The following is a 22,012-nucleotide window of genomic DNA, read 5'->3' on the forward strand; positions in this document are numbered from 1 at the left end:
CCAAAATCAGTTCCGACAGTTTGGCGCGCTTGGTGTAGTCCTGGTAAGCAGGCAGAGCCACAGCGGCCAAGATACCAATGATCGCCACGACGATCATCAATTCGATCAGGGTAAAACCCTTTTGCATTGAACGTTTCATAAATACTCCTGGGTAAGGATGGTCACATCAATTTAAATAATTACAGCAAGTTAAACAGTTAAAGCAGTTTTTATACCAATATTGAAATATCTTCTTTTTCGTGACTTTGGGCTTCAAAAGACCCAAAAACTTACCCTTTTGACTCACGTCTCTAAATTCAACGACATTTTCGTCATTTGATGCAGACAGATCGGACCATCTTCAAATCTGTCAGGCCCATGAGTACTTTTTCCATGCCGTCCATCTTGAGCGTGCGCATGCCGCTGTTGACCGCGCTTGCAAATAGCTCCGCTACGCGAGCCCGCTCCTGGATCAGTTTTTTGGCAGCATCGTCAGCAATCATCAGCTCATGCAGACCCACGCGGCCCTTGTAGCCGGTTTTATTGCATTTGTCACAGCCAACCGCTCGGTACAAGGTTAGTTTGTCATCTTTTCCGTATCGTTCCATCCAGTCTTCATAAAGCTTTTGTGACTCGCCACCGGGATCGGCCTTCCATGCTTCGGTATTGCGCAGTTCTTCCGAGTATTCCTTGATGAAATCCTTGACTTCCTGCGCACTTGGTTGATAGGCCTCTTTGCAATCACAGAGTTTTTTAGCCAGGCGCTGGGCCAGGATGCCCAACAGTGCATCCGCAAAATTAAAGGGATCCATGCCCATGTCCAACAAGCGGGTGATGGATTCAGGGGCAGAGTTTGTGTGCAGCGTCGAGAAAACCATGTGACCCGTCAGTGAGGCTTCCACCCCCATGGCCACGGTTTCCTTGTCCCGAGACTCACCGACCATGATGATGTCGGGATCAGCCCGCAAGAATGCACGCATGACCAGCGCGAAGTCGATGCCTGCCTTCCGGTTGATTTGCACCTGGCGCAAACCCTTCTGGGTAATTTCCACGGGGTCTTCGGCGGTCCAGATTTTGGTATCCGGCGTGTTGAGAAATTTCAGGATGGAATGCAGCGTCGTTGTCTTGCCGGAGCCCGTGGGACCACATACATAGAAAAGGCCATAGGGTTTAGAAACGGTTTTTTCCAGTCGCTCTTTGTTGTGCGCCGTCAGCCCGAGTTTTTCAAGTGGAATTGGTTCGCCCGCGGCCAAAATCCGCATAACCACATCTTCCACGCCACCGGCTGAGGGAATCGTGGCCACACGCAATTCGATGTCGAGTGGGCCGTATTTTTTGAACTTGATCTTCCCGTCTTGCGGTTTGCGTTTTTCAGAGATATCAAGATCGCACATGATCTTGAGCCGCGTGACCATGGCCTGGCGAAACTGCGCCGGCACTTCGATGTAGGGCTGCAAGGTACCATCAATGCGAAACCGGATACCGGTTTTGGCTTTTCCGGGCATGGGCTCGATATGAATGTCCGACACCTTCTGGTTATACGCGTCGATGATGACCTTGTTGACAAACTTGACCAGCTCGTTGTCGGCCGCCGCAGACTCCAGGGAAGAGTCATCACCAGACTCGCTGTCCAGTGGCGAGTCCATGTCCGCGAGCAACTGGTCGATGGAGCTGCCTTCTGCAGCCGCACCAAACAGCTGCCCCAGTGTTTCTTCAAATTCCGTCTGGGTTGCGACACGATAGGAAAATTTGGAGACACGGGGAAACACCTGCGGAACTACGCGTGCACCCCGCACGGCCTCTGGATCCACACACATGATCACCAAGCCGTCCGTGGTTTCTTCCAATGGAATCCAGCCCTGCTGTTCAATGAAGTCCCGTTTCAATGCCCCGTGAAGCATTTCCGAACGGATCCGCCCGGCATTGAATGGCTCGTAGGGAACGCCGAAAAACTTGGCGAGCGAAGCACCGATCTGAATGGGCCGGATATGGAAACTGGCCATCAGCATGTGCTCGACCGACTTGCCTTCCTCCCTAGCCTGGGAGATGCATTGCTGCAGCTCCTCCTGGGACAACACGCCCTCGGTCACGAGACCGTCGTATTTGGTGGCTTTGCGCCTTTGACTGTCCCCTGCTCTTTGCATGCGCTGGCGTATGGCAATGCCCAAGGTCTTGCACAGCTGCAGTGCGCCGTCCTCCTCAAGCTTTCCAAAAGGCTGATCGCTCCGGTTGTTGATAACCTGCAGCACGCCGTACAACGTATCTCCGTCCATGACGGGAGCCACCAGCATCTGCTTGGTTCTGTACCCGGATCGCTTGTCAACTTCCTGGAGAAAACTCAACGCAGGATGAATTTTCTTCAGCGCCTCTTCATCGTAGACGTCCGCAATATTCACCATCTGGCGAGCCATGGCAACGTAGCCCGCAATGCTCTGCGCACTGACCGGGAGTTTCAGGTCACGGCTGGTATTAAGCCCCGTTTTGACCTTGGAAACAATGGAACTGCGATCTTCGTTGACAGCATAAAGCGTCAACCGGTCTGCATTAAAAAGCTTGCAGATGTCCTGGCTGGCTTCGAGCATGATCTGCTCAACATTTTCCGTCTCGTGAATCCGTGTGGTGACCAGCTGTAGCTGCCGAAAATACAAGGCCTCAAAAGTAACGCCGCGCTCCTGAGGAGGCAGCATCTGCGAGTCAAAAAACTCATCCTGGGGGTCACGTTGCAATACGGCACTCATAGCTCAAACTCCTGACCCGCCCTCAACCACCGGATGTCGTGCGATACATTCGGGCCAAACGGGCGGGTTTGGTCAAAACGCTGTATCTCGGCCATGATCAGGTCGGTCTCGGCCGGTTTGGTATGGGTAATGTAGATGGGATAACTGTTTCCTCGCTCGATACAATCGAGTTCATTGGCAAGCGCATGAGGAGAAAGATGAAGGCTCCGCTTGGCAAGGTCGCGCTCGCGATTGCTAAATGCCGTTTCGATGACCAGCATGGCAACCCTTATCTGATTAATACGGGCCCACAGAGCCGGATTCTGCTCTGTGTCGCCCGTGAACACCCAATATCCCTTGCCCGTGGCCACCGCGTAGCCTGCAGCCGGAACGGTATGCACGGCAGGTAGAACCTCTATTTGCTTACCAGCCAATAACAAGGTTTGTCCGATTTCGAGAGGGTGAAAACTGACAAACGGGGCCTCGGGGCTGGGAATGCGGGAAAAATCGGGCCAAATGGTGTTGTTGAAAATATGCGCCTTCAGTGCGTCAATCGTGCCCTGCAGCGCATGAATCTGGATAGGTGTTGTGCGCCGGGCGGCAATGGCGTCCACCATCAACGGTAGCGCAGCCACATGATCGAGGTGCGAATGCGTCAACAGAACATGGTCAACACCAGCCATCTCATCCAGCGTGAGATCTCCAACTCCCGTACCGGCATCAACCAACAAATCATGGTCAAGCAAAAAAGACGTGGTCCGGCAGTCTTTGGCAATGGCTCCCGAGCAGCCGAGTACACGTACTTTCATGAGATTTTCCGGTTGGCCTTGACTTGGAGGGTTGTGCTATTTGGTTTCAAAATTGGTTGCGCCATCCCATTCCGGATCAAAAGGCAACAGCCTCATAGAGGCTACACGCTCCGCATACAGCCGGTAAAGGAACTTTTTGCCATTTATCCGATGTAAATTGAGCAATTGCACATCGCATTGATCCCAATCCTGCGCGCGGTAAGCTTTTAGCGCCATTCCCCAGGTTTTCAGCTCAGCCGCAATGTCCTTATCGATCTGGTCTACCGGCACCGACGGCCAGAAAATGGAAACCGCCTGATCTTTGCCTTTTACGCGAACCTTGTCGAGTTCCTGCCATGCAAAATCATTCGCCTGCTTTCGGGTTGACTCACTGACCACAATGTCCACCCCGTAGGTTTTTGACAGCCCCTCCAGACGCGAACCCAGATTCACGGAATCGCCAATCACGGTGTAACTGCGGCGGATATCCGAACCCATGTCACCTACACACATCGTGCCTGTATTGACACCGATACCTATGCCAATCTCGGGTAAACCCTTGATTTTGTGTTCCTCGTTGATCTTCTTGACTGCATTCGACATCTCGAGTGCCGTTTTGACTGCAAGACCAGCATGATCTGGCGTATCGACAGGGGCCCCCCAAAAAGCCATCACGCAGTCACCCATGTATTTGTCAATGGTGCCTCGATTGCTGCGAATCAAATCTGTCAGCCGGCTGAAAACACTGTTTAGCAATGCCTGTAGTTGGGTAGGCTCCATCGACTCCGACATTTTGGTGAACCCGCGCATGTCGCAAAACATGACAGTCAACTCCTTGGTCGTTGCCTTCATGCTGTAGCTGTCGGGATCTTTCACCATCTCGTCAACCAGTTCGGGGGGTACATAGGTGCCGAACAGATGGGCCAACTCCCGCTTGGATCGGCTTTCCACGAAATATCCATAACTCATGTTCAACGCAAATGCGGTCAAAGCCATAACCAGCGCACTGGCCAACGGCAGCACAAGACCGTAACCAGAGTAAAGCCAGAAATTCAAGCCGGCTATGGCGGCAATCACCGCCAGGCTGACCAGCACCGCACGGGATGCTGAAAGCAGGGGCAGTGCAAAAGCCAGCGTCAGCCCCGAAAAAAGCAGGATGACTACCTCGAATCCGATGGCGTAGTCGGGCTTGACGAATACCTTCCCGTCAAGGAAACCGGAGATGACATTGGCATGCGTTTCCACCCCCGGATAGGTTTCCCCCACCGGAGTCACTCTCAAATCGAGCAGGCCGGGCGCTGTGGTGCCGACCAGGATGATCTTATCCTTCAGCGTGCCAGGCGCAAGGCGTTTGGCAAGGACATCCGCCGCGGAGATATACCGAAAAGAGCCGCCGTTGGCACCACCATTACCCCTGAAGGGCACCAAAGTGGCTACGCGATCATCGACCGGAATCGCCAGGGTTTTGTTGCCTTGCTTGAGCAGAATGCTTTCCAGCCCTTGATAGTTTCGGGTCAGGAATTTTTCCTGCGGAAAACCAGGCTCGACCTTGGGTAAACCCGCAAGCGTGCGAAACATGGCGAGCGCCAATGACTCGTAGTACTGCCCCTTGAACTCCGCCAGCAAGGGAATAGAACGCACCACACCGTCGCCCTCGGTAATGGAGTTGAAGAAACCTCCCAAAGGGGCCGCTTTGGCCAGCAACTCTATGTTGGCCCCGTATCCGTTCCAGCTGGTGAATTTGATAGGACGGCCACCAAGCGCATCGCTGCCCATAACCGGTGGCGGCAAAACTCCATTGACCCGGCCATCTCTGTCGCTGGTGAAGTAATACCCCATTACGACGGGGCGTTTTTCGATCGCTTTCGCGAAAACCGCGTCGTAATCCAGGCTGGTCTGCAGCTGGCTGAGTTTTTCCGAGAAACCCGGTTGATCTTTCAGTTCCGCCTGTGCAAGCTGCTTGAGCCGCTTTAGACCCGAGCTTTCGTCGGCTTCGGCAAATACGACGTCAAACCCCAACAACGCCGTTTTTTGACGATCCTGCAGCTCTTCGACCAGCTCCGCCAACCTGTTACGGCCCCAAGGCCACCGCCCCACCTCCGCAAGGCTCTTCTCATCGATGTCAACGATAACAATGCGTTCGTCCAGCGTATGCGGCATGGTCGCGCGCAGGCGTGCATCGTAGATGATGTCGTCCAACCTTTGCAGAACGCCAATGCGAGCGACCCCACTGGCATGCATCAATGCAAACACCAGCGGAATCAGCGTGACGGCGATACGAGGCCAGTGCCGGGAGAGGAGTCTCATGCGACCTCGTTTGAAGGGTGCTTGCGGTCCGCTTGGTGCGAGACCGCTCAACACCAATGTCAGTGTTGGACGAACTGCATTTGCGTTCCGGCCAGCTCAAGCATGTCCCCATTTTTCAGGACAACCGGCTCTGCCCCGATGGGGGCTCCGTTAAGCGTCGGCTTGCCTGTGCCCTCCACATGGGCAACGACAAAACCCTGAGGCCGCTTGGTAATGGCGGCCACTGCGACCCCGGGCTTTCCGATGGTTGTGACTACCTTCACCAATGCCACTTCACGGCCAGCTGCAGCGCCTGACATCACTTTGATCGCCGCCGTGAGGCCCGCACCACCGGCTTCAGTTGATGCCGCCGGCGAACCTGTCGGCGCCGGGGGCGCAAGACCGGCAGAGCCGGCTTTGATAATCATGGTCTTCTCAAAGCCTGCGGGCGCAGCTTCGTTGACGTACTTGATTTTGTACTTGCCAATTTCAACGGTATCGCTATTCTGCAGCAGCAGCTTTTTGACGGCCTTCCCGTTGACATAGGTGCCATTGGTGCTGTTGAGATCCTCTAGATAGACCTCGTTGCCGGTCATTTGCAAAACGGCATGCTCCCCGCTGACAGCTAGGTTGTCGATGACGATGTCGTTGTAGGGCCTACGGCCCAAAGAAGTCCGGTCTTTCGTCAACTGGACTTCCTTGATCACAACGCCGTCAATAGAGACGATCATTTTCGGCATGGCCGACTCCTGTCTGTTTGTAATATTTCAGTCATCGCTATTTTCCCAGCATTCTGGACAAAAGGCCGCGCTTGGTCGAGTCTTCTTTCGCGTATGCCAACAGTACGGAAATATTATCGCGTCCACCAGCCTCATTCGCCGCAACAATCAGCTGTTTCGCTTTTTGCTCCAAGGTCCCTGCGCCTGTAAGGATAGCCGCAATGCCCGGGTCCGCAACCATGTCCGAGAGCCCATCCGAACACATCAGATAAAGGTCCCCCGCGTCCACACGATGCTCGTTGACCTCAACCAGCACCGTGTCTTCGACGCCCAAGGCGCGTGTGACCAAGTTCTTGTTCAGGGAAGTCAGCGCCTGCTCGGGAGTTATCAGCCCGGCGTCAATCTGTTCTTGCAACAGCGAGTGGTCTTTGGTGATTTGCTGCAGTTCCTGGCCGCGCAGGCGATAGCAACGGGAATCGCCAATATGACCCAGCATCAGTCGCCCGTCCTGGAACACCCCCACCACCAGAGTGGTACCCATACCCGCGTACTGGGGGTTGGAGTTCGCCGCGTTGAAGATCGAATGATTGGCATTTTCCACGCAGATTTCCAGAGCCCGGCGCACTTCCTTGGCATTGGCATGCCTGCCCGCCTGGGAAAGCCAACGGCCCATTTCCGACTTGATGAAAGCGGCAGCCATGCCGCTTGCAATTTCACCTGCGTTATAGCCACCCATTCCGTCCGCCAGGATGCAAAGCCGCGTCGCAGCATCAAAAGCAACCGCATCCTCGTTGTTGTCCCTCGTCAACCCCGGGTCGGTATGTGTACAAATCTCGTAGTTCATCTTGTTCGTGTGATCACTGGGTGTCGGTATCGGCAGCAGGTGCTTTGGAAACCACGGTTTTCTCAAATGTCTGCGTGCCGTCGACATTCACGGCCTGGGTCGCATCATAGGTCTTCGGGCCAGCAGCTGGTATAGCCGCTGATTGCACGACTGTGGCGTCAAATTGGGTTGCTGGCGCACCCTGTTGAGGCGCAAACGATGGGGCCGGTGCAGTACCTTCCATTGTGGCAATGACAGCGCGCAGATCTGTCGCCAATCGATCACCATCCTGATACCGCAACTCCGGCTTCTTGGCCAGAGACAGCGCAACAATCTCGGCCAGCCGCGCCGGCAGCTCTTTACGGATGATACGGATATCGGGGGCTTCTTCGTTCGCGATCTTGTACATCAGTTCGGCCATGGAATCGCCACGGAATGGCAACACGCCAGCCAGCATCTGAAAGAGCATGACACCCAGCGAATACAAGTCCGAGCGCCCGTCGACCTTTTTACCGGCAATCTGCTCCGGCGACATGAAGCTGGGCGTCCCCAATACAAGACCGGTCTTTGTTTTGCTTGAATCCGTAATGCGGGCGATGCCGAAGTCGGTCACCTTCACCGTATCGCTTTCGATTTCATACATGATGTTGGCCGGTTTGATGTCCCGGTGCACCACATTCTGCTTGTGCGCGTAAGCCAGGGCTTCAGCCACCCGTGCCACGATGGACAGGACCTTCGGGACCGGCAACAAATGGCCGTCCTTGGTGACATCTGCCAGATCCTTGCCCTTCAGAAACTCCATGGCAATGAATGCCAGGTCGTGTTCTTCACCTGCATCAAAAATCGTGACGATGTTCTGGTGCTGCAGCCGGCCAGCGGTCTCGGCTTCCCTGAAGAAGCGCTCCCGCGCATCGTCAAGCTCCTCGCCCTCGAACTCCTGGCTCAAGGCCATGGTCTTGATGGCGACGACACGGCCAATCTTTGGATCCTTGCCGAGGTACACCACGCCCATGGCGCCCTTGCCCAATTCCTTTTCAACCTGATAGCGACCCAACATGGGCTTTTCAACACCCCCGCCGTCAAGGAGCATGGTCCCGCCCGGGTGCGCGCCGCCACCGCCCAAAATGACGGTTTCCGACAGGTTTTTGGCCCGATTGAGCTTGGACTGCAGGTCTTTGTGGTTCTTGTTGTAGGTGGCCATGTACTCGTACACGGCCTGAGCCTTGTTGAACTGGCGCTTGCGCTCGAAATCCAGCGCCAGGTTGTTCATGTTGTCCATCAGCGCATCGGTGAAGGGCACGCGGCGAAAGCGGTCAAACGCCATGTCGAGCTGGCCTTGACCTTGCAGCGCCAGACCCATCATGCGATTGGTCTCGGCCGATTCCTCGTCGGACTTGAGCTTGCCGGCTTCGGTCATGAGGAAGCGCTTGGTCGTCAACGCCAGGTGGCCGATTACCAGCAGGGCTGCGGGAAAGACGAACTTGAGCCAGGTCGCGGCCGCCGACAGCAAGCCGAACTCAACCACCAGCAACACAAGGAACAGTGCCAACGTGATGACTGCAGCCTTACCAGCGGAGAGGCGAGGCAACCCGGCGATAAGGTAAGCAGCAACCACAAGCAGAACAGCCAACGTAGCCCAGACACCCCAAGTCGGCTGGACAATGAAGTGTTCACTCAGGATGCTGGAAGTGATATGTGCAATGGTCTCTGCTGGTGACAGCCCCGGACCGGCCGGCGTCGTGAAGAGGCTACCCACGCCCTGCGCCGTGGCGCCGATCACGACAATCTTGTCCGCATATTTGGTGGCAGGGATTTTGCCAGTCAGCACGTCATAGAAGGAGTCAACCGCAAAAGCAGGCTTGCCGCCGCTGCCTTTATAAAACTGCGGCAACATCAGGGCCGACTCGTCGGTGCGCACTCGGAGCTTGCCGATTTGCACCGACTCCCCCACGTTGAGCTTGATATCAGAGGTGTTGAGGTTGAGACTTTTTGCGGCAGCCAGCAGCGCCATTGAAGGCACACCCTTGCCGTAATAATTGACAAGCAGCGGCTCCTGGCGAACTGCCCCATCAACGGGATCCTGTATCTGGTTCAGGTGGCCTATACCGGCGGCGGCATTGCCTATGGCTTCAATCGGCTGGGTGCCCCGTATTGCTGCGGTGGAAAAACCATTATTCTCGTCAATAGCGCTTTTGAGCGCATAGGCCGGCAATGGGTTGTCTGACTTGCCCAACGGCTCGCCCAGGTTGAATACCGAGGGGACAAGCACATTGCCGGCACGGGCCATACTGGCGGCCAACTTGGCATCGCTATCCAGCGCCACCTCGGCATCCGCAATCACCTTGCCCAATTGTTCACCAATGCCGGTTTGCGCGACAGCTGGGTCGCCAAGGACCTCTTTCATCTTGCGGATAAAAGCAAGACCTCGGTCGGTTTGGGGCTCGAAGAAAAACACCGTGTGGACAATTGTCTTGGCCTTGGCAGCTGTCAACTGGTCTATCAGCTGCGCGTGGACGTCACGGGGCCAGGGCCAACGACCTATATTCTTGATGCTTTGGTCGTCAATCGCAATGACCGCTATGCGGTCTGAGGGCTGACGATTGCTGCTGGTGCTCGCATAGTCATAATAGCGGCGCTCAAGTGTGCCGAAAAAATCCGTCAGGCCATGCAAAAAAAGGACGGCCAGCACCACCAGAACGCCCACAAACCAGTCGGCCCGCCAGAACTGACTCAATTTCCTAGATGTTTTGGCCACTTCCCGTCCCTTGTCCTGATTCGCTATGCATAGCCCCAGCCATTTTTGTAATTGCTTTGTACTATCGCTCCTCCGGCAGCAAATTTCGTGCGCCGGATACCACCCGCCGACTGTTTCGGCAGGTTACAAGTCTCCTGACAATGGACATTAACAGACGGGGTGCAGCTGGACAAGCGACTTCTGCACCGCAAGCGTGCCGACTGTTGCAAATAAGTGGTTTTCTGGTATGCGCGGTGCGCATCCGGTCCGCAGCAGGTGGCGAACGCTAAGAAACGACCCTAACCGCCAAAGGGGGGCTGCGGCGGCTGGGCCGTACGCCAGTTCAGGCGGAAGGCGCCTTTGTCTGCTGCCGTTTGGTCAGGTAGGTGCCCAGAGCCACCACAAGCACGGCACCCACAATCCCACCGGCAGTCACCGTATGGTCGCTAACGGCACCAAAATAGCTCACTACCGCGGGATCCGTCAGCAGCATCTCACCCGCCAGAAAGCCCAAAAGAGCTGCGCCGATGGTAATGATGATGGGGAAGCGCTCCATCACCTTGGTCAACAAGGTGGCGCCGAAAATAATCAGCGGGATGCTCACCAGAAGACCCAGTACCAGCAACGGGAGGTTGCCCTTGGCGGCTGCTGCGACTGCCAGAACGTTGTCCAGGCTCATCACAAGATCGGCAATCAGGATGGTGCGGATGGCTGCAGCCATGCCATTGATCTCGTGTCCCTCGCCGTCTTCATCTTCTTCGCCCTTGAGCAGGTCCACGCCAATGTAGACCAGCAGAACCGCACCTATCATCTTCAGGTACGGCAAGCTCAACAGCTGAATGGCCACGATCGTCAGCACGATACGCATCACGATCGCGGCGGCGCTGCCCCAGAAGATCGCCTTGCCGCGCTGCTCGGGTTTGAGTGTGCGCGCAGCCATGGCAATTACCACGGCGTTATCGCCAGACAGCACGATGTTGGCAAGAAGGATGGAGCCGAAAGCACTCCAGAAGAGGGGGGACGCGAGGTCCAGTCCGAAAAACATGGCAGCTCCTGTTATGAATTAAAAAAGCGCCGGGAAGCGCTTTTTTGTTTTGGAGAGTCTAAGCCGCAATAGGCCAATCCCGATTGGTATTACTGCTTACCTGCTTGACCGCGGTCAAGTTTTTAAATCACTTTTTCGTTGGTGGCTTACAGCAGCGCCTTAAGCAATTTGGCCATTTCCGACGGGTTGCGCGTCACGGTGAAGCCGCAAGCCTCCATGATGGCCAGCTTGGCATCCGCCGTGTCGGCGCCACCGGAGATCAGCGCACCCGCGTGACCCATACGCTTGCCGGCAGGGGCAGTCACACCAGCAATGAAGCCAACGATCGGTTTTTTCATATTGGCCTTGCACCACTGGGCGGCTTCGGCTTCATCGGGACCGCCGATTTCGCCGATCATGATGACGGCGTCAGTGTCCGGATCGTCATTGAAGGCTTTCATCACGTCAATGTGCTTGAGGCCATTGATCGGGTCACCGCCGATACCGACAGCACTCGATTGGCCCAGGCCGATTTCGGTCAATTGCGCCACAGCTTCATAGGTCAGCGTGCCGGAGCGGCTGACTACGCCGATACGGCCCTTGCGGTGGATATGGCCGGGCATGATGCCGATCTTGATTTCTTCAGGTGTGATCAGGCCGGGGCAATTGGGGCCCAGCAGCAGGGTTTTCTTGCCGCCGGCAGCTTCCTTGGCTTTCATGCGGTTGCGCACTTCCAGCATGTCCTTGACCGGAATGCCTTCGGTGATGCAGATCGCCAGGTCCAGGTTGGCTTCAACAGCCTCCCAGATGGCGGCGGCAGCGCCTGCGGGCGGCACATAAATCACCGAAACCGTCGCACCCGTGGCCTGAGCCGCTTCGGTCACGTTGGCAAAAATCGGGATGCCTTCGAAGTCTTCGCCGGCTTTCTTCGGATTCACACCGGCCACAAAAGCTTCTTTGCCATTCGCGTAGTCGCGGCACATGCGGGTGTGGAATTGACCGGTTTTGCCGGTGATACCCTGGGTGATGACTTTGGTGTTTTTGTTGATGTAGATGGACATGTTCTTGGCTCCGGGCTTATTTGACAGCAGCGACGATTTTGGTCGCGGCTTCGGCCATGGTGTCTGCGGCGATGATGGGAAGGCCAGAATCGGCCAGCATCTTCTTGCCCAGGTCTTCGTTGGTGCCCTTCATGCGCACGACCAGTGGAACCGAAAGGTTCACGGCCTTGCAGGCGGTGATCACGCCGTCGGCGATGGTGTCGCACTTCATAATGCCGCCGAAGATGTTGACCAGGATGCCTTTGACATCAGGGTTCTTCAGCATGATCTTGAACGCTTCGGTGACTTTTTCAGCCGTTGCGCCGCCGCCCACGTCCAGGAAGTTGGCCGGCTCACCACCGAACAGCTTGATGGTGTCCATGGTCGCCATGGCCAGGCCTGCGCCGTTGACCAGGCAGCCGATGTTGCCGTCCAGGCTGATGTAAGCCAGGTCGAACTTGCTGGCTTCGACTTCGGCCGGGTCTTCTTCGTCCAGATCGCGATAGGCCACGATTTCGGGGTGGCGGAACAGCGCGTTGGCATCGAAATTGAACTTCGCGTCCAGTGCCATGACTTCGCCCTTGCCGTTGCGGTTCAGGGGGTTGATTTCAACCAGCGACGCATCGGTTTCCATGTAGCACTTGTAGAGCTTTTGCAGGATATCGACGGTTTGCGCCACGGAGTCCGCAGGCATGCCGATGCCGGCGGCGACTTCCTTCGCCTGGGCATCCGTCATACCGACCAGCGGATCGACAAACACCTTGATGATTTTTTCAGGGTTGGAATGAGCCACCTCTTCGATGTCCATGCCGCCTTCGCTGGAGGCGATGAAGGCCACCTTTTGCGACTCACGGTCGGTCACGGCCGAAACGTAGTATTCCTTCTGGATGTCGGCGCCGTCTTCAATATAGAGGCGGCGGACTTTCTGGCCTTCAGGGCCGGTCTGGTGCGTTTTCAGCTGCATGCCGAGGATTTCGCCGGCAATGCGCTTGACGTCGTCGATGGTCTTGGCAACTTTCACGCCGCCACCCTTGCCGCGGCCGCCCGCGTGGATCTGGGCCTTGACCACCCACACCGGGCCACCTAGCTTCTGGGCGGCTTCCACCGCTTCCTGCACCGTGAAGGCCGGGATGCCGCGCGGCACTGGCACACCAAAATTGCGCAAGATTTCCTTGCCCTGGTACTCGTGAATTTTCATGAAAGACCTTCAGAATTCAGTAAAAGAGGGGGGTGCAACAGGGATTTGGGCAGAGGAATGGGGTGTCGGAAACAGGCCACACCGGCCCAAAAAACCACGTCGGCGGTCACTGCAGGCAGCAACGCAGAACTGTATCATGGTGCGACGCACAACTCTTGTGCCCGCCTTACACCCCGAAATGGGCCGAAATTGACCTCTGGGGGCCCCAGCCGCCCAATTTGTTTTGTACCTGGAAGCTCATGCCTAAAGTATTTATTGACGGCGAAGCCGGCACCACGGGCCTGCAAATCCGCGAGCGGCTGCAAGCCATGCCGCAGATCGAACTCGTCAGCATCGCGCCCGAGCTGCGCAAGGACGCGGCCGCCAAGCGCGCCCTGATGGCGCGGGTGGATATGGTGATCCTGTGCCTGCACGACGACGCGGCACGCGAGTCGGTCGCCATGATTGACAGCTTGACCGGCAAAAAGCCCAAAATCATTGACGCCTCCACGGCTCACCGCACCGTGTCCGGCTGGGTTTATGGCTTTCCCGAACTGACCCAGACCCAGCGCGCCGCCGTGGCCGCTGCCGACCGCGTGGGCAACCCCGGCTGCTACGCCACCGGTGCGATCGCGCTGATCCGCCCGCTGGTTGACGCCGGCATGATCCCGGCCGACTTCCCGTTGAGCCTTCCCGCCGTGAGCGGTTACTCCGGCGGCGGCCGGCAGATGATTGAAGACTACGAAGCCGGGACCGCTCCCCTGTTTGAACTTTACGGCTTGGGCCTGAAACACAAGCACCTGCCCGAAATCATGAAATACACAGGGCTCACACGCCGCCCGGTGTTCATTCCGTCGGTAGGCAACTTCAAGCAGGGCATGCTGGTGCAATTGCCGCTGCACCTTGACTTGCTGCCCGGCAAACCAACCGGGGCGCAGTTGCAGGACATACTGGCCAAACACTATGCCGGCAGCGAATGGGTAACCGCGGAGGCCGCGCCCGAGTCAGGCAAGCTGGATGCGCTGGCGCTGAACGACACCAACAAGATGGAGTTGCGCGTGTTTGCCAATGAAGAGTACCGCCATGCGGTGCTGGTGGCGCGGCTGGACAACCTGGGCAAGGGCGCATCCGGCGCTGCAGTACAAAACCTGAAGCTGATGCTGAGCTTGTAAGCTCAGTCCTCGTCAGCCTGCGACACCACGCGGCGGATCACATCCCCGCCAAAACCGCGCGCAGCCAGAAAACGCATCTGTTTCGCACGGCTGGCGGCATCGGACGCAGGCCCCTCAAATTTCTTGCTCCAGATATCGCGGGCGCGTTCAAGTTCGCTGCCCTTCAGGCTGTTCATCGCTCCCGCCACGAGATCGGCACTCAGCCCCTTAGTCAGCAGCTCGTGCTTGATGCGCGCTGCGCCAAATCTGGCCGCACGCCGGTTGATCACCGACTCCACCACGCGCGCTTCACTGATGAAGTCCTTGGCCTGCAGGTCATCGAGCACCTGGGCCAACTGGCCCGGTGTTTCTTCATGCGGGGCCAGCTTGCGTTCGAGTTCGGCGCGTGAATGTTCGCGCGCGGCCAGGTAACGCAATGCGCGGCCCTTGAGGGAAAGGCCAAAACCCGCACGGCGGGCGGGTTTGACGGAGGAGCTGTCTGCCGGGTTTTCCATGTCAAAGGATCCAGCCAGGTTGAGATGCAAGCGCTACTCTTTTGATAGCTGCTTGCGCCCGTTCCGATTGGTCTGTCGCCTTATTTGGCATTCAAAAAACAGGCTCAGGCGGCTACTTTGGCGGGTTTTTCGGGTTTTTCGGCCTTGGCAGCCTTTTCAGCCGGTGCTGGCTCGGTACCGGCCGCGGCTTGCACCAGCGGAATACCCAGCGATTCGCGCACCTTGTTTTCGATCTCGATGGCGAGTTCGGGGTTTTCTTTCAGGAACTCACGCGAGTTGTCGCGCCCCTGGCCAATTTTTTCACCGTTGAAGGCATACCAGGCGCCGGCTTTTTCGACGATGTGGCCGGCCACACCCAGGTCCAGCACTTCGCCCAGACGGCTGATGCCCTCGCCGTAGAGGATGTCGAACTCCGCCGTCTTGAACGGCGAGGCCACCTTGTTCTTGACCACCTTGACCCGGGTTTCGTTGCCGATCACCTCTTCACCCTTCTTGATGGAGCCGATGCGGCGGATGTCCAGGCGCACCGAGGCGTAGAACTTCAGTGCATTGCCACCGGTGGTGGTTTCGGGCGAGCCGAACATCACGCCGATCTTCATGCGGATCTGGTTGATGAAGATGACCATGCAGTTGGCCTTCTTGATGGTGGCGGTGAGCTTGCGCAGCGCCTGGCTCATCAGGCGGGCCTGCAGGCCGGGCAGCGAGTCGCCCATTTCGCCTTCAAGCTCTGCCTTGGGCGTGAGCGCCGCCACCGAGTCGACCACGATCAGGTCGACCGCACCGGAGCGGGTGAGCGAGTCAACGATTTCAAGCGCCTGCTCACCGGTGTCGGGCTGGCTGATCAGGAGGTCTTGCAGGTTGACACCCAGTTTTTGCGCGTACTGGATGTCCAGGGCGTGCTCGGCATCGACAAAGGCGCAGGTGCCGCCCAGTTTTTGCATTTCGGCGATGACCTGCAGGGTCAGCGTGGTTTTGCCCGACGACTCCGGGCCGTAGATTTCAACCACACGGCCGCGCGGCAGGCCGCCGACGCCCAGGGCGATGTCCAGGCCCAGGGAGCCGGTGGAAACGACCTGGATGTCCTCGATCACCTCACCGTCGCCCAGCTTCATGATGGTGCCTTTGCCGAACTGCTTTTCGATCTGGGCCAGGGCGGCTTGCAGGGCCTTGGCCTTTTCGGTGTTCAGGGCGGCGCTTTGTACAGGGTTTTGGGCGGGGTTCAGTTTGCTGGTCAGTTCCATGAAAAACTCCTTAAAAATCAATGATGTAAAACTTTTTGCTTTAATTTCCAGTCTCTGCTTTTAATCACAGCGCTGGATGCATGACCAGTACTTTATGGGCACCATTGAAATAAGTAAACCCTATTTTTAGTCAGTTTGCCTGATCAATTGGGTTACCATGATTTCATGGCCGAAACGACCATTTCCCCGCCCCTGTCCAGCCCCTTTGGCGCCACCGAAGCAAGCTGGCGGCAGACCCACTTCGGCCGGCTGATGGGCCACGCGCTGCGCCGCTTCGACGAGCGCGTGCTGTCGCTGATGGCCAGCAGCATCGAGGTACCGCTGGCGCTGTCCAACCTCGCGGCGCGCAATCAGGTCGGCGCTGCGCATATCCACATCACACGCCACCTGGCCGTGGGCGGCTCGCGCCTGACGGACCTCGCGCAAAGCGCCGGCATGAGCAAGCAGGCCATGGGCGACCTCGTCGACCAATGCGAAGCCTGGGGTTTGGTGACGCGCCAGCCCGACCCGCACGACAAACGCGCCCGCCAGGTGCTGTTCACCGAATCAGGCCTGCTCTGGCTGGAAGCCTTTCACCGGGCGGTCCGGCAAGCCGAGGATGAGTTCCGCCAGGCTGTGGGGCATGATGTGGCCACGGTGGTGGCGCTAGGGCTGGAAGCGTATGCTGGGGCATAACGAAACGGCCCAGAGCAGATCTGCATACCCAACCAGCAGGGGCCGCGGAACCGGCTTAGCCGGGCCGCAGGCGCAGCGGCCCCCTCGGGGGGCAGGAAGCTACACGAAGTGAGCGACCGTGGGGGCCCTGTTCCAGCCTAAAATTTGCCGAACAAGTAAAACTGGCCCACAGCCCCTTAATGCGGACCAATCCCCCGGAGACAACCATGCGTATCCTGATTGCCGAAGATGACCAGGTCCTGGCCGACGGCCTGCTGCGCACTTTGCGCGCCTCCGGTGCGGCAGCCGACCATGTGGCCAGCGGCACCGAAGCCGACGCCGCGCTGCTCACCAACACAGAATTCGATCTGCTGATCCTGGATCTGGGCTTGCCGCGCATGCACGGGCTGGAAGTGCTCAAGCGCCTGCGTGCACGCGGCTCGGCCATGCCGGTGCTGATCCTGACCGCCGCCGACAGCGTGGAAGAACGCGTCAAGGGCCTGGACTACGGCGCCGACGACTACATGGCCAAACCGTTTTCGCTGCAAGAGCTGGAAGCCCGCGTGCGTGCGCTGATCCGCCGAGGCATGGGTGGCGCCAGCAGCACCATCAAGCACGGCCCGCTGGTGTACGACCAGGCCGGACGCGTGGCCACCATTGATGGCCAGATGCTGGAGCTGTCGGCGCGCGAACTCGGCTTGCTCGAAGTGCTGCTGCAACGCGCCGGCCGCCTCGTCAGCAAGGACCAGCTGGTGGAACGCCTCTGCGAATGGGGCGAAGAAGTCAGCAACAACGCGATCGAGGTGTACATCCACCGGCTGCGCAAGAAGATTGAAAAAGGCCCGGTGCGGATCGCAACAGTTCGCGGCCTGGGTTACTGCCTCGAAAAAATACCAAATTGATGAGCCCCCACGGTTGCTCACTGCGTGTAGCGCCCTGCCCCCCGAGGGGGCCGCTGCGCCTGCGGCCCGGCAAAGCCGGTTCCGCGGCCCCTGCTGGCATGAAGAGCATGCGCGCCGGACGGACGTCCCGCACGCTTCTTGACCTGTGGCTCTGAGACTCTTCCAGCGCGAGCGCCGAAGCCTTTTCGGCGAGATCCTCGACTGGATGCTCACGCCGTTGCTGCTGCTGTGGCCGATCAGCCTGGCGCTGACCTGGCTGGTGGCGCAGAACATCGCCGGCAAACCGTTTGACCGTGCGCTTGAATACAACGTGCAGGCACTGGCCAAGCTGGTGGCGGTCAAAAACAACCAGGTGCAATTCAACCTGACGGCGCCGGCGCGCGAGATCCTGCGCGCCGATGACACCGATCTGGTCTATTACCAGGTCGTGGGCACGCAAGGCGAACTGCTCAGCGGCGAGCACGATCTGCCCCTGCCGCCCGATGAAGACAAGCCCACCAACGGCGAGGTGCGGCTGCGCGAAGACCTGATCCAGGGCGAAGATGTGCGCGTGGCCTACACCTGGCTCAAGGTCGAAGTCAAAGCCCCGGCGCCGACAGGCAAGGCGGCTGCGCCGCGCAGCGATAAGGGCGCTGGTGCACCCGAAGCCGTGTCCGCCCAGATGGTGCTGGTGCAAGTGGCCGAGACACTGGAAAAGCGCAAGACCCTGGCCACTGAAATCGTCAAGGGCACCATGGTGCCGCAGTTCGTAACGCTACCGCTGGCCGTACTGCTGGTGTGGCTGGCACTGGTGCGCGGCATCAAGCCGCTGGCCCAGCTTGAAAAGCGCATCCGCGCACGCAAGTCCGACGACATGAGCCCGCTCGATGAAACCGCGGTGCCGGAAGAGGTAGCACCGCTGGTGTCCTCCATCAACGATTTGCTGAGCCGGCTCAAGGTGTCGCTGACCACGCAGAAACGCTTTCTCGCCGATGCCGCGCATCAGTTGAAGACACCGCTGGCGGGCCTGCGCATGCAGGCCGACCTGGCGCAGCGCGAAACCGACGCCGACGAACTCAAAAAGTCGCTCAAGCACATCGGCCGCGCCAGCATACGCGCCACCCACACCGTCAACCAGCTGCTGGCGCTGGCGCGCGCCGAAACCACGGGCCGCAGCCTCGCCAAGCTGCACATCGACCTGGTGCATATCGTGTCGGAAGTGATGGCCGACTCGGTGCCGCGCGCCCTTGAAAAACAGATCGACCTCGGCTACGACGGGCCCGCCGCCGGCGAGCAGGCGACGCAGCTGGAAGGCAACCCGACCCTGCTCAAGGAGCTGGTGCGCAACCTGCTGGACAACGCCATCAACTACACGCCCGAAAAAGGACAGGTCACGCTGCGGCTCATGACCGACCGCTTCAGCGGCGTGCTGGTGCTGCTGGTGGAAGACTCCGGGCCGGGCATCCTGGAGTCGGAGCGCGAGCTGGTGTTCCAGCCGTTCTACCGGACGCTGGGCACCAACGTCGACGGCTCCGGCCTAGGCCTGGCCATCGTGCTGGAAATCGCCAAGCAGCATGGCGCCACCATCACCATTGAAGATGCGGCCCTGCCGGGCCACCCACAGACACCGGGCACACGCGTCACGGTGCGTTTTGTCGGCATGGATTTGCCTGACGGCCAGTAGTAGCCTGTGCCTGCGCCGATGCCCTGGAACGCCGGGAATCCATAAATAAAATGGGCCTGCAAATCATACAAAACGGGCGCGAACAGCTCCTGAAATGATAGCAAATCAGGGTTTGGCAGGCGGCCACTTGTCGTAAAGCTTCACACCGATGCACTCGCCCCACAGCTCGATTTGCGCGGGCGTTCCGGCATGCAGCTGATTGGCGCTGCCGCCGCGCACATAACCCAGGGCCACGCAGGCGCCGGCCAGCGGGCTCCAGCCGACCGATGAGATTTCGCCCACCGTTTGCCCGCCCATCACAATCGCTTCCCCGCCCCAGGCAAAGGCGTCCGGCGTGTCAAACACCAGCGTGACCAGCTTTTTGCGCAGGGCCAGTCCCTGTGAATTGAGCAACGCGGCCTTGCCGATGAAGTCAGCGGGCTTGTCGAGCCTCACACTGAAGGCCAGCCCGGCCTCCCACGGCGTTTCGTCCGGGCCAAGCTCTGCGCCCCAGGCGCGCCGGCCCTGTTCGATGCGAAGCGCATCCAGCGCGTAGTAGCCCGCATCGCGAATGCCCAGCGCCTTGCCGGCCTCCATCAGTGCCAGGTACACATGGCGCGCCATTTCGATCGGCGTGTACAGCTCAAAGCCCGGCCCGCCCACATAACTCATGCGGGCGGCGCGCACGCGGGCAAAGCCGACATCGATGTCCTTCGTCCATGAGAACTTCAGCGCCTCGGGCGACAGGTCGTCCGGGCTAACGAGCGCCAGCAGCTCACGCGCCTTCGGCCCCATCACCGACAGCACCGAGTACATCGCAGACACATCGGTGAGCACCGCATGCTCCGCCTCGCCGATATGCCGAGCGATCCAGTCGAAGTCCCTTACCGTTTGCGCGGAGCCGGTGATGATGAGGAATTGGTTCGCGGCTTGCCTCATCACGGTCAAGTCACTTTCAAAACCGCCGCGCTCATTGAGCATGGCGGTGTAGACCATCTTGCCGACAGGCACGTCCATCTCGTTGGCGCACAGGCGCTGCAACACGGCCAGTGCATCGCGGCCCTGCAACAGGTATTTGGAGAACGAGGTCTGGTCGTAAAGGGCAACGGTTTCGCGCGTGGCCTTTTGCTCTTCAATCATCCAGGGTAGCCAGACCGGTTTATCGAGGGAGTATTCCGGGCGCGCCTGCCCCTCCGGCCTGAAATAGCTTGCACGCTCCCAGCCATTCTTGCTGCCGAACTCCGCGCCTCTGGCGGCCAGGATGTCGTACAGCGGTGAGGTACGCAACGGCCGCGCCGTTTCCAGTTCCTGCCTCGGCCAGCGCATCGCATAGTGCAGGCCCAGCGTCTCGCCGGTGCGTTCGGCCAGCGCCCTGCGGTTGCCGGTGAAGCTGCCGAAACGGCGTATGTCCACGTCCCACAAATCGGTGCTGGGCTCGCCACCCACAATCCATTCAGCCATGAGCCGGCCCGCACCGCCGCTGTTGGCGATGCCGGCGGAGTTGAAACCCGCGCAGACAAAGTAGTTGCGCAGTTCAGGCGCCTCACCCAGGATGAAGTTGCCGTCGGGCGTAAAACTCTCCGGCCCGTTGAGCAGCATCTTGATTTCGGCCGTCTCCAGGCAGGGCGTGCGGTGCATGGCTGCGGTCATCAGCGGCTCGAACTGGTCCCAGTCTTCGTCCAGCAATTCGAACTGGAAGGTAGCCGGAATCGGGTCCATCTTCCAGGGTTTGGCCTGGGGTTCAAAGCCGCCCATCACCAGGCCGCCGACTTCTTCCTTGTAGTAGATGTAGCCGTCCGGGTCGCGCATGACCGGCAGCATGGGGTGCACGCCCGGAATCTTGCCGGTGACGATGTAGAAATGCTCGGCCGAATACAGCGGCACATTCACGCCCGCGAGCTTGCCGAACTGCCGCGCCCATTGGCCGGCGCAATTGCCGACGACTTCGCAACGGACGTCACCCTGCGCGGTCTTCACGCCCACAGCCCTGCCGTTTTCAATGATGACACCGGTCACCTCGATGCCTTCAACCATCTTCACGCCGCGGTTGCGCGCGCCCTTGGCCAGCGACATGCAAAGGTCCGCCGGATTGGCCTTGCCGTCGCCCGGCAGCCAGATCGCGCCCTGCAGGTCGTCGGTGCGCATGATGGGGTATTTGTCGCCGGCTTCCTGCGGCGAGATCTCATGGCATTCCACGCCAAAGCTGTTGGCCATGGCGACCTGCTTTTTGAGCACCTTCATGCGCTCCGGCGTGCGCGCCACGTTGACGCTGCCGCATTGTTTCCACCCGGTGGCCAGGCCCGTTTCAGCCTCAAGCGAGGCATACAACTCGATGCCGTACTTGCTCATCTGCGTCATGTTGCGGTTGGGCCGCATCTGGCCGACCAGGCCGGCCGCGTGCCAGGTGGTGCCGCTGGTGAGCTTGCCCTGCTCGAGCAGCAGTACGTCTGTCTTGCCCATTTTGGCCAGGTGATAGGCCACGGAGCACCCGGCGATGCCGCCACCCACAATGACGATCTGCGCTTGAGTCGGGATATTCATGCGTGCAATCCTCTACGGTATGAAATCAGCGGCTGCCGCGGAACCGGCTTTGCCGGGCCGCAGGCTGCGCCCCCTTGAG

At 58.8% G+C, this 22,012-nt stretch carries 17 protein-coding genes; 4 read left to right on the forward strand and 13 right to left on the reverse strand.

Annotation, left to right across the window (positions count from 1 at the left end):
* From AC1D1J_RS14930 to sucC, 10 genes are all read right to left on the reverse strand, one after another.
* Positions 1-139 (reverse strand): pilin (locus AC1D1J_RS14930; RefSeq protein ID WP_477695361.1); only part of this gene is annotated, 139 nt, incomplete at its 3' end.
* Between the two features lie 172 nt (positions 140-311).
* Entirely contained in the window at positions 312-2,717 is a 2,406-nt protein-coding gene (locus AC1D1J_RS14935) for a GspE/PulE family protein (protein WP_477687545.1), read from the reverse strand.
* Positions 2,714-3,505 (reverse strand): 3',5'-cyclic-nucleotide phosphodiesterase, encoded by a 792-nt coding sequence (locus AC1D1J_RS14940; protein WP_457282076.1) that lies wholly within the window; start codon positions 3,503-3,505, stop codon positions 2,714-2,716. The genes AC1D1J_RS14935 and AC1D1J_RS14940 overlap by 4 nt, the downstream gene beginning before the upstream one ends.
* 36 nt (positions 3,506-3,541) lie before the next feature.
* Positions 3,542-5,791 carry a CHASE2 domain-containing protein gene (locus AC1D1J_RS14945; RefSeq protein WP_477687546.1) on the reverse strand — a complete coding sequence of 750 codons (2,250 nt, stop codon included), beginning with the start codon at positions 5,789-5,791 and terminating at the stop codon, positions 3,542-3,544.
* 59 nt (positions 5,792-5,850) lie between these two features.
* Entirely contained in the window at positions 5,851-6,510 is a 660-nt protein-coding gene (locus AC1D1J_RS14950; protein WP_477687547.1) for an FHA domain-containing protein, read from the reverse strand.
* A gap of 37 nt (positions 6,511-6,547) precedes the next feature.
* Entirely contained in the window at positions 6,548-7,333 is a 786-nt protein-coding gene (locus tag AC1D1J_RS14955) for a Stp1/IreP family PP2C-type Ser/Thr phosphatase (protein ID WP_457282073.1), read from the reverse strand.
* A gap of 13 nt (positions 7,334-7,346) precedes the next feature.
* Positions 7,347-10,067, reverse strand: coding sequence for a CHASE2 domain-containing serine/threonine-protein kinase (locus tag AC1D1J_RS14960; protein WP_477695090.1), 2,721 nt, complete (start codon positions 10,065-10,067; stop codon positions 7,347-7,349).
* A 322-nt stretch (positions 10,068-10,389) separates the two neighbouring features.
* Positions 10,390-11,091 (reverse strand): TerC family protein, encoded by a 702-nt coding sequence (locus AC1D1J_RS14965; RefSeq protein WP_457282071.1) that lies wholly within the window; start codon positions 11,089-11,091, stop codon positions 10,390-10,392.
* Between the two features lie 146 nt (positions 11,092-11,237).
* Positions 11,238-12,131 (reverse strand): succinate--CoA ligase subunit alpha, encoded by an 894-nt coding sequence (sucD, locus tag AC1D1J_RS14970; RefSeq protein WP_477687549.1) that lies wholly within the window; start codon positions 12,129-12,131, stop codon positions 11,238-11,240.
* 16 nt (positions 12,132-12,147) lie between these two features.
* Positions 12,148-13,308 (reverse strand): ADP-forming succinate--CoA ligase subunit beta, encoded by a 1,161-nt coding sequence (sucC, locus tag AC1D1J_RS14975; RefSeq protein ID WP_477695091.1) that lies wholly within the window; start codon positions 13,306-13,308, stop codon positions 12,148-12,150.
* A 239-nt stretch (positions 13,309-13,547) separates the two neighbouring features.
* Here sucC and argC point away from each other — a divergent pair, with 239 nt between their 5' ends.
* Positions 13,548-14,459, forward strand: coding sequence for an N-acetyl-gamma-glutamyl-phosphate reductase (argC, locus tag AC1D1J_RS14980; protein ID WP_477687551.1), 912 nt, complete (start codon positions 13,548-13,550; stop codon positions 14,457-14,459).
* 2 nt (positions 14,460-14,461) lie between these two features.
* Here the strand turns inward: argC and recX are convergent, their stop codons facing one another.
* Both recX and recA read right to left on the reverse strand, forming a co-directional pair.
* Positions 14,462-14,953 (reverse strand): recombination regulator RecX, encoded by a 492-nt coding sequence (gene recX / locus AC1D1J_RS14985; RefSeq protein ID WP_477695092.1) that lies wholly within the window; start codon positions 14,951-14,953, stop codon positions 14,462-14,464.
* 104 nt (positions 14,954-15,057) lie between these two features.
* Entirely contained in the window at positions 15,058-16,194 is a 1,137-nt protein-coding gene (gene recA, locus AC1D1J_RS14990) for a recombinase RecA (RefSeq protein WP_477687553.1), read from the reverse strand.
* A 165-nt stretch (positions 16,195-16,359) separates the two neighbouring features.
* On the opposite strand from recA, the gene AC1D1J_RS14995 reads away from it, so the two are divergent.
* From AC1D1J_RS14995 to AC1D1J_RS15005, 3 genes are all read left to right on the forward strand, one after another.
* Positions 16,360-16,869: a MarR family winged helix-turn-helix transcriptional regulator gene (locus tag AC1D1J_RS14995; RefSeq protein WP_477695093.1), complete on the forward strand. Its 510-nt coding sequence runs from the start codon at positions 16,360-16,362 to the stop codon at positions 16,867-16,869.
* A gap of 206 nt (positions 16,870-17,075) precedes the next feature.
* Positions 17,076-17,750: a response regulator gene (locus AC1D1J_RS15000; RefSeq protein ID WP_477670586.1), complete on the forward strand. Its 675-nt coding sequence runs from the start codon at positions 17,076-17,078 to the stop codon at positions 17,748-17,750.
* 151 nt (positions 17,751-17,901) lie between these two features.
* Positions 17,902-19,413 (forward strand): sensor histidine kinase N-terminal domain-containing protein, encoded by a 1,512-nt coding sequence (locus AC1D1J_RS15005; protein WP_477687601.1) that lies wholly within the window; start codon positions 17,902-17,904, stop codon positions 19,411-19,413.
* Positions 19,414-19,518: 105 nt separating this feature from the next.
* Here the strand turns inward: AC1D1J_RS15005 and AC1D1J_RS15010 are convergent, their stop codons facing one another.
* Positions 19,519-21,933 (reverse strand): GcvT family protein, encoded by a 2,415-nt coding sequence (locus tag AC1D1J_RS15010; protein ID WP_477695094.1) that lies wholly within the window; start codon positions 21,931-21,933, stop codon positions 19,519-19,521.
* Positions 21,934-22,012: the final 79 nt, after the last annotated feature.

The sequence above is a fragment of the Polaromonas sp. P1_F8 genome, from assembly GCF_056405635.1.